The following is a 13933-nucleotide window of genomic DNA, read 5'->3' as shown; positions in this document are numbered from 1 at the left end:
TTATTCTTAAAAGCAGATTTCTTATTTAAAAAAAATACAGCATTGCATGCAAAATTACAAACTATCTAAATTTAATAAAAAATAAATATTAAAATGAATTTTCTATTGAAATATATTTACTACATTTACTAAGTCAATATAAATTATATAATTATGAAGAAAATTTTATTATCGTGCTTTTTAGCATTTGGAATTGTTGTAAACGCACAATTTGTACAAAACTTTGATGCTGGCACAACTACCCCCGCAGGCTGGTCTATTATTAACGGTGGAGACTCAAACGGATTTGTATTTGGTACGGTTCCAACTGGCGGAACGGTTACAGCAGCACAATCAGGAACCAATGTTGCTCGTATTACTTATGGCGCTACAGCACATGACGACTATTTGGTTACCCCTGCAATTAACGTTCAGGCCGGAGTTAATGACAGATTATCTTTTTATGTTGCAAGTTTTAGCTCATCATTTACGGAAAATTACAACGTAATGCTATCTACAACCACTGCTACAGCTGCAGCATTTACAACAACCCTCAAAGCCACATCCAAAGCACCTGCCGCTTGGACAAAGGTAACTTTAGACCTTACACCATATATTGGGCAAACAGTGTATATTGGTTTTCATGCTGTAGATACAGATCAATGGTATCTGATGTTTGATACTATCGTCAATGATACTGTTCCAACTACAGTTCCATCCTGTACCACTGCTACAGCTCCAGCAGATGGAGCAACCAATGTCAATGTACGAACTACTTTTACTTGGCCAGATGCAGCTGGAGCTTCAGGATATAAATTATACCTTGGGACAACATCAGGCGGAACAGATATATTGAATGGTGTAACAGCATCCTCAGGAGCTACACTTACCAACAATCCTCCTCTAAATGCTAATACAAAATACTATTTGAAAATTGTTCCTACAAATGATGTCGGAGATGCTACAGGCTGTACAGAAACAAGCTTCACAACTGGATCAAATCCTTATGCACCATATTGTGGACCTTTTACCTCTACAACTCCTACTCAGATGGCGCCTATTACTTCTTTCACTTTAAATGGAGTCACCAACACATCTGACACCTCTGCAACAACATTTGGATCTTACTCTCCAAATGAGAGCTTCACAGGTTCTCCAGTAGAAGTTAAAAACAATCTGACAACCATACCGTTTAGCGTAACAGGAATTGCATCTACGGGTAATGGATGGGGTGCAGCTGTATTTGTTGACTGGAATGAAGATGGAGACTTCCTTGATAGTGGAGAATCATATTACAATACGACAGCTACTATATTGAGAACTACAACTGTTACAAGTGGAAAAGCTACTTTGTCCGGGAATCTTGCAATACCATCAGGAACCACCCTTGGACAAAAGAGATTAAGAGTTAAATATAATTTTACCGGCACTACCATTAACTCACCTCTTACAACTGCATGTACAGACTTAACTAATGGACAAGTAGAAGACTATACTATAGATTACAAATCTTTCCTTGCTGTATCAGACATAAACAAAGCAGCCATCTCTGTTTATCCAAACCCATTCAAAGATGTATTGAAAATCTCTGATATAAAAGATATTAAATCAATTTCTGTAAATGATATATCTGGAAGACAAGTTAAATCTCTTGCTCCGTCATCAGAAATTAACCTTTCTAATCTTAAAGAAGGATTATATATTGTAAATCTTCAAATGGAAGACGGAAGTGTTAAATCTTTCAAAGCAATTAAGAAATAATTTTTTTTAAATCTTTATCTACAATAACCGCCTTATGGCGGTTATTTTTTTATATATGAATAATTTAAACAAAAACCAATTTATTAGTGAAAATTATAAAAATACAAGTTTATCAATAAAATTATCATTAGATTTACTGAGTTTTATAAATAACTAAATAATTATGAAGAAAATTTTACTAACAAGTTTAGTAGCCTTAGGAACATGTGTCACAGCCCAAGTTACTGGGACAAAAACGATCGGCGTAGATTACCCTACCCTGCTAGCAGCATTTGCTGATCTTAATGCTCAAGGTGTTGGCACAGGCGGAGCCATTATTAATCTACCTGCAGGATACACTGAAACAGCTCCTACCGGTGGATTTGTCCTAGGTAACGCTACATTGAATGCAACATTATCCTCAACTAATCCATTAATAATCCAAAAATCAGGATCTGGTTCCAACCCTGTTATTACAGGAGGAGTAGGAAGTGTTGACCTTACAGCAACTGGTAACACTAATCTAGTTGGTGATACTTTTTTTAAATTTGTAGGAGTTGATTATGTTACAATCGATGGAATTGATTTAAAGGAAAGTTCTAGTAACACCACAACTACTACTCTTAACGAAAGAGGCTTTGCATTTTTGAATCTTTCAGCAACAGACGGAAGTAACTTCAACACTGTTAAAAACAGTAAAATAACTTTTTCATCATTAATCAATTATTCATCTGTTGGTGTCTACTTTGCTCATTATGATGCTAGTGGTGTAGCAGTAGTTCCTACTTCTGTTAATGGAACCAACAGTTCTAATAAAGTATATTCTAACAATATCCTTAATGCGGCGAGCAATGGTATTGCATTCAATGGCTATGCAGCAACATCTCCTTATACATTATATGATCAAAACAATGACATAGGAGGAACTTCTGCAGCAACAGCTAATACTATTTCTAATTTTGGATCTTTTGCCAATGACGGCTATGGTTATATTACATCATACGCAGTATTTGCTTCAAACCAAAATGGCACTAATGCCTCTTACAACAACATCACATTTGGTCAGGGAATTGGAGCTGTAGGTATCTATTTAGCCGGAAGTGGATCTACTTTCACAGCAAACAACAATACAATTACCGCTACAGATAGAAATACTTATTATGCTAGTACTAGCAGTTTATCATCACATTATGGTATTTTTAGTGCTGGCACAGGCGCGATACTTTCGGCTGCTAATAATACTATTAATATTGGTACAACTGGAATTTTATCCGGTTCATCCGTACCTGCTGTATACGGCATCATCCATAATAGTACAGGGAATCTTACATTATCAGGAAATAGCGTAAAAGGACTTTCAGTAGGATCATTTTTTGGAATTTACAGCGGTTCCACAGGAACTTTAAACGTTTCCGACAATAGCGTAAGCGATGTTACAACAAGTGCAACTTTAAGTTCATCAACACCTTATGGAATATATCTTGCTTCAACGGCGACAAATGGGAATGTACTACGTAATAAAGTTTACAACCTTACATCTAATGGAGCCGCAGGTTTAGCATATGGAATCTACGTGGGCGGATCAACAGCTTCTACAACAACTAACATCGTAAATAATCTTGTTAGTGGACTAAATACACCTTCTTCTAGTTCAACTTCTGTTGGTTTAGCCGGAATATACCTTGCATCAACAGGAACAACATCTAACTTGAATGTATATTATAATTCTGTTTATTTAAATGCTACTTCTTCAGGTGCAAACTTTAATTCCGCAGCTTTATACCATGCAAATAGTGCAACAGCGACAACAGCTGCTTTAGATCTTAGAAATAACGTTCTTGTTAACATTTCTACTCCTAAGGGAACTGGTTTTGCATCGGCACTAAGAAGAAATGCAACAGGAATTGCAAACTATTCTACAAATTCCAACAATAACGATTTTTATTCTGGAACAGGTACAAACCAGAATATTTACTACAATGGTACAACTGCATATACCACACTTTCAGCATTTCAGACATTTGTAGCATCTCGTGAAGCCAATTCCTTAAGTGTTAATCCATTATTTAAATCTACCGTTGGCACAAACGCTGATTTCTTAAAATTAAATGAGAGTGATTCAAATACCCAGTTAATGGATAATGCCGGGCAAGTATTAGCTGGCTATACTACAGATTATGCAGGAATAACAAGAAATGCTTCTACTCCTGATGTGGGTGCTTACGAATTCACTTATGTAGCCCCTACTACAGTTCCTGGTTGCGTAACAATCAGTACTCCTGTTAATGGTGCAACAAACGTAGTACCTAATCCTACTACATTGAATTGGGCTTCTGTGAATGGAGCGACAAGTTATAAAGTGTATGCAGGAACAACTTCTGGAGGAACAGAGATAGCAAATGGCGCTTCAACAACAGCACCGACCTATTCTCTATTCTTACAACCGAATACAAGTTATTATGTTAAGGTTGTAGCTAGTAACAATATTGGTGATGCTACAGGATGCTCAGAAATAACATTCACAACTGGCAATTTTGTTTATTGTGCTTCCAGTGGAACTACAGATACAAATACAGGATTAGCAATTACAAGAGTAGTTTTATCAAACCTCGATAATACATCTACACGCGCAACATATACAGATTATACAGGAACAGTCACTGCTGCAGGTATCGAAAGACAAAGATCTTACACTATCAGCATCACCAATGGAAGTACTACAGGTTACTATACTAATGATGTAGCTTATGCCTGGATAGATTATAACCATGATGGAGTCTTCGATGATAGCACTGAACGTACAGCAATCACCGTGAATGCAGTTACCAGTACGGCATCTATTAATGTTCCAGCTAATGCTGTGATAGGGGTTACTCGTATGAGAGTAAGATACTCAAATTCGGGAGGAGCAAATAGCAATACTGCTTGTGGAACTGCAACATATGGAGAAGTAGAAGATTATGCCATAGAAATCAAAGAATTCCTTGCTGTATCTGATACTAACAAAGTAAACAATGTTTCTGTCTATCCTAATCCATTTGCGGATGTATTGAAAATCTCTGATATAAAAGGAGTTAAATCCATCTTAATAAATGATATCTCAGGAAGACAAGTTAAAACCTTTACGCCATCAGCAGAACTTAATTTATCTAATCTGAAACAAGGTCTATATATTGTAAACCTTAAGATGGAAGACGGAAGTGTTAAATCTTTCAAAGCGATAAAAAAATAATTTACATTATTATAATAATGAAGCCACTCCGATGAGTGGCTTTTTTGTTTTGATAACTTTTTAGATATTTTAATGTTAATATCTTTTTCCAAAAGAAAAAAAAACTATATATTCGTATCAGTTTAATAAAATTTATTATATTATGAAAAAAATTCTATTCTCTTGTCTATTGGCAATGGGTATTGGCGTGAATGCTCAATATGACTTCACCCAAGATTTTGAATCTCCTATAGCGGGATCAGGATACTACCAATTTGGTGGAGGAAGCACTAGTACAGCCCAGTTTTGTAGCGGAACAACTTCAGGTGCTCTTACTTACAGTTCCACAGTAACACAAACAGGCTGGATGGCAGATGTGGCTGAAGTAGGCGATTTAGCTGGTCAGGTTGGAAATGGACAACAAGTTAATGTTAGTTTCAAATATAAAAAAGCAGCAGGCCTTACAGGAACTTTGTATGTTATGTATGCATTATTTGATGAAGCAGCTAACAGCTGGTCCATTACAACGGTAGGAACAGGTGTAGCACTTACAAGTGCTGCAGTTACAACTTGTGGTACAGTCAGTGCAACTATCCCTGCCGGAGTAATTGATCCTGATAAAAGATATGGTATAGGAACTTGGTTACAGAGAACTGGATCTACTACAGGTGTGTTATATATTGATGACCTTGTAATAAAACAAGATGCTGTAACTACAGCACCAGCTTGTACAGCGTTTACAACTCCTACCACAGGTAGCACAATCTCCGCTGGTACTGTTGCATTAAAGTGGAATACTGTAGCTACTGCTACTAAGTACAAAGTTACGGTTGGAACAACTCCGGGAGCTTCTGACGTCCTAAATACAACTGTTGCAGGGAACTTAACGTCAACTAATGTTTCTCTTATGACCAACACTACTTATTATGCGAAAATTGTTTCTACTAATACAGTAGGTGATGCTACAGGTTGTCAGGAAATTACATTCTCAACAAATACCACAGTAGCTCATTGCGGACCATTAACATCTACTGCACCTGCAGCAATTGCTCCAATTAAATCAGTAAGTTTTTCAGGAACAACAAACACATCGGATCCTACTGCTACAACTATAGGAAGCTTCCCTGTACACCAAAATTTTACTGCTACAGAATTTGTAGTAAAAAGTAATGTTACATCCGTACCATTAACAGTATTAGGAACAACTAATGGAAACGCAGCAAATGGATGGGCTATGTCTGCCTTTATTGACTGGAATAACGATGGTGATTTTGATGATGCCGGCGAACAATATTTTAATACTTTTGCTACAAAAGTTTATGTAGGCGGAGTAACTGCTAATCCTGTTACTTTAACAGGAAACATAACTATTCCTGCAGGAACAAGTTTTGGTAAAAAATTCATGAGAGTTAAATACAACTTCCAATCAACTGCAGCTGCAACATTAAATACTCCTTTACTAACTGCTTGTAATGATATGATTAATGGTCAGGTAGAAGATTATACTATTGATTATCAAGAATTCTTAGCTGTTTCTGATGTTAACAAAAAATCAGTTTCTGTTTACCCTAATCCATTTACAGATGTACTTAACATCTCTGATGTAAAAGGTGTTAAATCAGTATCTGTAAATGACATCTCAGGAAGAGAAGTTAAAACACTTGCTCCAGCTGCTGAGCTTAATCTTTCTAATTTGAAATCTGGTTTATATATTGTAAATCTTAAAATGGAAGACGGAAGCATCAAAACTTTCAAAGCAATCAAAAAATAATTTTTTAGATTTATAAATTTAAACCCGCTCAAATGAGCGGGTTTTTACATATCCTCCTTTTAATAATTTAATTTTTAATCTTGATTTTAATTGTTTGCAAAAAAATAGCCCTACTAAATTGCAGGACTATTAAATAATTTGAATTGAAATTTTACCAGATTTTAATTCTTTCTTCCGGCTTTTTATATAATTTGTCGCCTTCTTTAACATCAAACGCTTTATAGAAAGCATCTGTATTAACCAATGGTCCAAAGCTTCTATAAAAACCAGGAGAATGCGGATCGGTTTTTACCTGATTGCTTAGATATTTATCTGTTGACAAAGTTCTCCAAACTGTAGCCCAGCTCAAGAAAAATCTTTGATCTGGTGTATAACCGTCAATCTTACCAGGATTGCCTTTATCCTTCAGATACATCTGTAATGCATCATAGGCAATATTAACCCCGCCTAAGTCTGCAATATTCTCACCATTAGTGAAAGTACCATTCACATGGACATCTTTTGCTGGTTCATATTTATCATATTGTGCAGCCAAGCTTTTAGTTGCTTTTTCAAAATTAGTTTTATCTTCAGCAGTCCACCAATCCGTTAGGTTTCCGTCACCGTCAAACTGAGCGCCACTGTCATCAAAACCGTGAGTCATCTCGTGACCGATAACCGCCCCAATACCTCCAAAGTTAACAGCAGCATCGGCTCCGGGATTAAAGAATGGTGGCTGAAGAATAGCAGCAGGAAAAACAATTTCGTTATTCACAGGATTATAATAGGCATTTACCGTTTGTGGAGACATTCCCCATTCTGTTTTATCAACAGGCTTACCTACTTTTTCCAATTCTTTGGTATAATGCCAGCTCTCTACATTTTGCAGGTTAGAATACAAAGTTCCTCCGTCTTTTTCAGACTTAAGATTCAGCTTAGAATAATCTTTCCATTTGTCAGGATAAGCTATTTTCACTGTGAACTTGTTTAACTTATCAAGTGCTTTCTGCTTAGTTGTAGAAGACATCCATGTTAACCCATTGATATGTACACCAAAACTTTTCTTTAGATAATCGATATAAGTCATCATCTGAGCCTTAGCTTCCGGTGTGAAATATTTATCAACATACACTTTTCCAAAAGCTTCCCCAAGAACGCCATTAATTAGAGATAAAGCTCTCTTGTTCAAGGCTCTTTGTTCTTGCTGACCCTGTAGATACTTGCTATAGAAATCAAACTTAAGATCATCCATTTTCTGATTAAGATAACCAGCACTGCCTGATGTCAAATGGAACTTCATATAATCCTTAATCAAAGGAATATTTTTTTCCGTTAAAAAAGTATCAAGATTTTTATAATAGTTCAGTTCCCCAATGATTACTTTATCGGTATTAACACCAACCTCAGCAAGATATCTTGGAAGATCCACACTTTTTACAAGAGTTTTTAGCTCAGGCAAAGTCTTTGGATTATACTGCAGGTTCGCATCACGGATCTGTTCGTTGGTTAATAATGTTTTTGCCATTTTCTTTTCAAAATCAACAATCTGTCCTGCAACAACATCCGCATTTTTGTAACCAATCTCTGATAACACCTTCGCTACGTACTTTTTATATTCTGCAATGGTTTCCGTATTTTTTGCAGATTCTTTCTGGTAATAGTCTCTACCCAAACCAAAAGAAGCATCACCCAGATAAACGGCATTCATTTTAGAATTCTTAAGATCTCCGTCAACTCCCCAATCATAAAAAGGATTCTCTCCTCTTCTCGTAGCTTCTACCAGATATTTTTGCAGATCGGCAAGATTTTTAATTGCATCAATTTTTGCAAGATCTGCTTTGATAGGATTAAGCCCGTCTGCATTACGCTTCTTCATATCCATGTAAGTTTCGTAAAGTGCCTGGATCTTTTGTCCTTCAGATCCGGCAGCAAATTTTTCTTTCAATATGTTATCCAACAATCCTAAAGAATTATTATCTGTAGTTTCTCTTAACTGATTAAAAGAGCCCCAGCTTGGCTTATCTGCAGGAATTTTTGCAGTTTTCATCCAGGTTCCGTTAACGTAATTGTAGAAATCATCTTGCGGACGCACTGATGTGTCCATGTAATTAAGCTCCAAAGCAGCTTGTTTGGTTTGTGCAAAAGCAACATTAAATAATGAAGTTAACATCAATGCACTGAAAGAGATCTTTTTCATTTTTTTGAATATGATATTTTAGTTAATTTGTCTTAAATATTGTCTGTTTGTTACAACTGAAAAGGTAAAAATTAATCTTTAAAAATGACAATTATTAAAAATATATTTTTTTTAATCAATTAATTATTAAACAATTGAGCAGTTAAAATGATTTACCCAATTTATTTTTTTTTTTAATTAATATAATCTTTAGGATTTTAGTATCCGGAATCATACTTTTACAATAAAAACATAATTTAATTTCTTTACAGATGCATCATAATTTATTATTGATTCTCGCATTACTTTTCTCAGTTTTCATGATGGTAATGGTAGCAAAAAAAATGAACATCGCTTATCCTATTTTCTTAGTTTTGGCAGGATTGATTATCAGTCTTTTACCTGGAATCCCAGAAATAGAATTAGACCCGGAACTGGTTTTTCTCATTTTTCTCCCTCCATTATTATACGAAGCCGCCTGGTACACTTCCTGGAATGACTTTTGGAAATGGAAAAGACCAATCGCCTTGTTAGCTTTTGGACTTGTTTTTGCCACATCTTTGATTGTCGCTTATCTTTCTCAGGCTATAATTCCAGGATTCACATTAGCACTTGGATTTTTGTTAGGCGGGATAGTTTCGCCACCAGATGCCGTTGCTGCAACATCTGTCCTAAAAGGGCTGCCTGTTCCTAAAAGAATTCTCAGCATTCTGGAAGGTGAAAGTCTTGTTAATGATGCATCATCATTAATTGTATTTAGATTTGCATTAGCTGCGATTCTTACCGGATCTTTCTCTATGCATGAAGCTGTGGGACAATTCTTCTTAGTTGCAGGGATGGGAATTGTTGTAGGATTAGTAGGAGCAGGTATAATGTACCTTATCCACAGATTCCTACCTACAACATCAGCAATTGACGCTGCCTTAACAATCATGACTCCTTATATTTTATATCTTGGTGCGGAGCAATTCCACTTTTCCGGTGTAATGGCAGTTGTAACCGGCGGACTCTTTATCTCATACAGATCTCACGAGATTTTCAAAAACGGAAATACACGACTCAATATGTTGGGCGTTTGGACTACAGTAATTTTCGTAATGAACGCGATGGTCTTTATATTGATCGGATTATCACTTCCCGCAATTATTCATGGGTTAGAAGAAGCATCATTGATTCAGGGAATCAAATATGGGGTTATCATAAGCGCTGTGGTAATTGTAATTCGATTTTTATGGGTTTATCCTGCTGCTTTTGTCCCGAGATGGCTGTTCAAATCTGTCAGAAAAGAGCAATCACCGGGCTGGAAAGGGCCTCTTGTAATCGGTTGGGCCGGTATGCGAGGTGTGGTTTCTCTGGCTACAGCATTATCAATACCATTTACAATGTCAAATGGGACGGCATTTCCACATAGAAATTTGATTTTATTAATTACATTCATTGTAATTTTCATCACATTGGTGATACAAGGCCTTAGTTTACCTTTTCTTGTTAAAAAGCTTGATATTCCATCAATGGATACTGTTTTGCCGCAAGAACAGCAGGAAGCCCAGATACAAATCAGACTAAACAGACTGGCTCTGAATCATATCAACACCAATTATTCTGAAATCATCAATAACAGCAATCTTTTGAAAAACTATCATTCTCAGATTTCTATTGAAACCGAAAACACGGAAAACCAATTGGATCTTTTGGAATGTAATCATTGTACGACTCAGGAGATTGATAAATATGAAGAAATTTTAAAGGAAATATATGCCAAGCAAAGACTTGAAATCTTCCAGATGAGACGTGAAAAGTATTATGATGATGAGGAAATCCGGAAAGCAGAATTACAGCTTGATCTCAATGATCTTAAAATAAACCCCAATTTTCATTGATAAGAAAAGAGCTAAGTTTTTAGCTCTTTTTTTAACTTATGAAGAAATCGCATGATGTTACAAATTCGCGGAACAAAGAAATAGCAGTTATTATATTCAATAAAGTATATATAATTGTCTCTTTGTTCAGGAAATAAAATGCTGGAGATAAACAGGAAATATTAATTGGTTATTAATTGCAATAAAAACAGCAATTATTTAGAAAAAAACGGACAAAGAAGTCACCGCCGTAAAACTATCATTTTCCGGTTTTTTGTTTCTATTGAGAAAAATAGCATCCCTGTTATTAAGATTTCTGACTTCTGTTCGCCAAAGCAAATTAGACAAAATCTGGTAATCAAAATTTAAAGAACAACCGAACATTTGAAATCCATTTTGAGTTCCTGTTGTTATTTTTACTCCATTTTTATCATCATAATATTCACCGCGTGCTGCAATACTGAGTTTTTCCGTTGGTGAATATTTAGCAATCAAAACCGGAGTATACCAGATATTGTAAGAATTACTTCCCTTATATTTTTGTTCAGCTCCCAAATCAAAACCGGCTCTTACCGCCCATTTGTTATTAATTTTATAGATTCCGTAGAGGTTGTGAAAATACCGCATTTGCCGGATGCTGTCTGGCTTGTCATTTCCGATGAATGAACTGGTGTTGATGGTCAATTTTTCATTCGGCATAAAAGTTAACTGATGGCCAAAAGACAGACTACTGTTTCCATCAACCTGCTGAATTCTTTGCCATCCGTTGACAATCAAACCGCTCATCAGCCATTTTCCATTGTCCGTTGTATAAGAGATTTTTGCTCCGGTTTCAAAATAAGGCGAATTTTCTGCTGCAATACTTCTTGTCAAAGTCCAGTTGTCTTTCACTATAGCACTTTCAAAACCAATATGAGAAGGAAAAACTCCGGCATCGATCCAGATGTTTTTATTCTTTGAAATTTTAAAACCGATGTTGGCTTCATAAATATTTTTTAGAGCACCCTGTTCTTCGGAGTAATTGGCAATCATATAAGTTCCTGTTGCTAAAGCAAGATTAGCGCGGAGTTTTTCAGTTTCATAATTGGCTTTAATGAATGCTAAATTGATATTAACTTCATTATTCCGATGGTGACTGTAAATAAAACCCGGACGTGAATTATTTTCCGGGTTGTTAGAATCATATTGATAATAAACTTCCGCAAATCCGCTTATTTTAAGCGAATAGTCCTTAGCTTCCTGCGCAGATATAATCCACACGGACAAAAATGAAATAAATGATATTATCTTTTTCATTTAAAACTCATCTCTCAAACTATTAATTACTATTTCTTTCTACCGCCAGAGAAAAAGGCAAAAGCATAATTCAGCTGGATAGCGATAATGACTCCAATACTCAGATACGGATTAATAAAACAAAGCAATGCTCCAAAGAAATATAATGCCTGCGCTACCAGAATCCTTCTCCTGATTGACTCATAGACCATATCTCTGGTCTCTTCTGTGATGAAGCCTTTCCTGCCGGCATATGTCCAGTTGATATAAAGGAATATTCCCATCAGCAAAATATTAAGCCAATACAATAGAATAGAAAATTTAAAATTGATGTGATCACCCAGAAAAGCGGTTGAAAAAGGCAATGTAGATACAAAAAGCAGGAAAAGCAGGTTGATCCAGATAAGATTTCTGTCACTTTTCTCAATATGACGGAACTGTGCCGACTGCCCTACCCAGAAGATTCCGGCTGTCATAAAACTTAAGAAGTAAACCAGGAATTTCGGCATCAGAGCGAAGAAAGCGTGCATCAGATCGCCTTCCGTCTCGTGGCCTTCCAACTCCGGAACTTTGATCTCTAATACGAGAAGGGTCATTGCCACGCCAAAAACGGCATCGCTGATAGCATTAATACGCTCAGCACTCTGGCCGGCAAGTTTATTATAACTTAATTTCATTTTTTATGTTTTTGGGATTTAAAAATTAACTCTTAAAAAAGGTCCGATATTGAAGTCTTTGTGAGAACTTTTGCCATGTTCTTCAACTTCTACACCTACACCAAAACCGATTTTTTCATTGTATTGAGCACCAAGTTTAAGCTGTTGTGTGCTGAATGCGTGACCGTGATCATAATTGATGGCCGTTCTTGCCTCCAGCCTGGTAACGAGTCTCCATTTTTCGCTCAGTTCCGGCAGATAGCCTAAAACTACAAGAAGTTGTGCATCCGGATCTTTGGTAATGGCAGTAGAAAGATTGGTATAAACCAGCCATTTTTCACTTTCTCTCAGATACTGAACTCCAAGCCTTGCACTGAACGGATAATGAGAAGTCGCATACGTTCCGGCGGTAATACCGAAATGGTTCTTGAAATTGTAAGCAAAGATGTTGTAATTTACAAATCCCGGATGTTCTGTTTCATATTCCTGGAGATGCATTTCGCTTCGGGAAATAACAGTCCAACGCGCATCTTTGTCTATAGGTTCCAGGAAAAAGAATTCGGAGGTTAATCCTTTATGTCCGGCTAGCACATCTATATAAACCTGTGACTGAGCATTTATTTTCCCAAATATCAGCATAAAAAATACCGATAATAAAAGTAGTTTTTTGTTCATTTTTAATGAATGATTTTTAGTTATTGTGTTATTTATTGGTCGTTGTTAATAGAAATCCAGTCTAATGAATGATCCAACCACATATAAATCCTTTCTTTATCAAGAGAGGATTTAATGATTAAATTATTTTAGTATTCTTAAAAATTAATGGGCTTGCCCGATGTCCAGACGGTCGAATTTGCCATCAGAATTCTGATGAAATCTGAAGAATACCTTAAAAGTTCCCCATTTTCCAGCCTTGAAATTTCCGGTAATATCTTTCCCGTCATTTTCAACAGAATCTATAGTAAGGAATTTTTCTTCGCCACAAGCTTCTTTTACAAACGCCAGAAAACCTCTCGGGTTTCCATCATCCGTCATTGTAGGATTAGCTGTAAAATAGGATAAGAAAGTTTTGCTGTCACCGTTTTGCCACGCTGTCATTGCAGCATTCACAGTTGGGTTGGTAATTTTTGATAAGTCCATAGTTTGTTGTGTTTTTTTAAGGGTTAGATTTTTATTTTCAGATAATTTCTGTGTTTTTTCTGTTTTAGTCTGTGCGCAGGCCGTTACAGAACACAGCACCAATGCTGAAAAGTTTGCAAATAATATTTTTCTCATCATTTGTGTTTT

At 36.1% G+C, this 13933-nt stretch carries 9 protein-coding genes; 4 read left to right on the top strand and 5 right to left on the bottom strand.

Annotated features, from left to right (window positions below):
* Positions 1 to 153: 153 nt before the first annotated feature.
* The 3 genes from QOL71_RS11845 to QOL71_RS11835 all read left to right on the top strand — a co-directional run bounded on the left by QOL71_RS11845 (position 154) and on the right by QOL71_RS11835 (position 6701).
* Positions 154 to 1740 (top strand): T9SS-dependent choice-of-anchor J family protein, encoded by a 1587-nt coding sequence (locus tag QOL71_RS11845; protein ID WP_283417117.1) that lies wholly within the window; start codon positions 154 to 156, stop codon positions 1738 to 1740.
* Between the two features lie 382 nt (positions 1741 to 2122).
* Positions 2123 to 4951, top strand: coding sequence for a GEVED domain-containing protein (locus QOL71_RS11840; protein WP_283417116.1), 2829 nt, complete (start codon positions 2123 to 2125; stop codon positions 4949 to 4951).
* 142 nt (positions 4952 to 5093) lie between these two features.
* Positions 5094 to 6701, top strand: coding sequence for a T9SS type A sorting domain-containing protein (locus tag QOL71_RS11835; protein ID WP_283417115.1), 1608 nt, complete (start codon positions 5094 to 5096; stop codon positions 6699 to 6701).
* 151 nt (positions 6702 to 6852) lie between these two features.
* Here the strand turns inward: QOL71_RS11835 and QOL71_RS11830 are convergent, their stop codons facing one another.
* The gene (locus QOL71_RS11830) at positions 6853 to 8877 is read right to left on the bottom strand and encodes a M13 family metallopeptidase (RefSeq protein WP_283417114.1); all 2025 of its coding nucleotides are present in this window, start codon (positions 8875 to 8877) and stop codon (positions 6853 to 6855) included.
* A 251-nt stretch (positions 8878 to 9128) separates the two neighbouring features.
* Between QOL71_RS11830 and QOL71_RS11825 the strand changes: the two genes are divergently transcribed.
* Positions 9129 to 10736: a Na+/H+ antiporter gene (locus QOL71_RS11825; protein WP_283417113.1), complete on the top strand. Its 1608-nt coding sequence runs from the start codon at positions 9129 to 9131 to the stop codon at positions 10734 to 10736.
* Between the two features lie 198 nt (positions 10737 to 10934).
* Here the strand turns inward: QOL71_RS11825 and QOL71_RS11820 are convergent, their stop codons facing one another.
* The 4 genes from QOL71_RS11820 to QOL71_RS11805 form a co-directional block, all read right to left on the bottom strand.
* A complete protein-coding gene (locus QOL71_RS11820; protein WP_283417112.1) occupies positions 10935 to 12011 on the bottom strand; it encodes a porin in 1077 nt (358 codons plus the stop codon).
* Between the two features lie 29 nt (positions 12012 to 12040).
* Positions 12041 to 12667, bottom strand: coding sequence for a TMEM175 family protein (locus QOL71_RS11815; protein WP_283417111.1), 627 nt, complete (start codon positions 12665 to 12667; stop codon positions 12041 to 12043).
* An 18-nt stretch (positions 12668 to 12685) separates the two neighbouring features.
* On the bottom strand, positions 12686 to 13321 hold the full coding sequence (locus QOL71_RS11810) for a hypothetical protein (protein WP_283417110.1): 636 nt from the start codon (positions 13319 to 13321) through the stop codon (positions 12686 to 12688).
* 144 nt (positions 13322 to 13465) lie between these two features.
* Positions 13466 to 13924, bottom strand: a complete 459-nt coding sequence (locus QOL71_RS11805) for a hypothetical protein (protein ID WP_283417109.1) — start codon at positions 13922 to 13924, stop codon at positions 13466 to 13468.
* Positions 13925 to 13933: the final 9 nt, after the last annotated feature.

It is taken from the genome of Epilithonimonas pallida (assembly GCF_900182975.1).
Taxonomy (GTDB): domain Bacteria; phylum Bacteroidota; class Bacteroidia; order Flavobacteriales; family Weeksellaceae; genus Epilithonimonas; species Epilithonimonas pallida.
The sequence above is the reverse complement of the archived record's forward strand: the minus strand, read 5'-3'. Positions and strand labels throughout refer to the sequence as shown.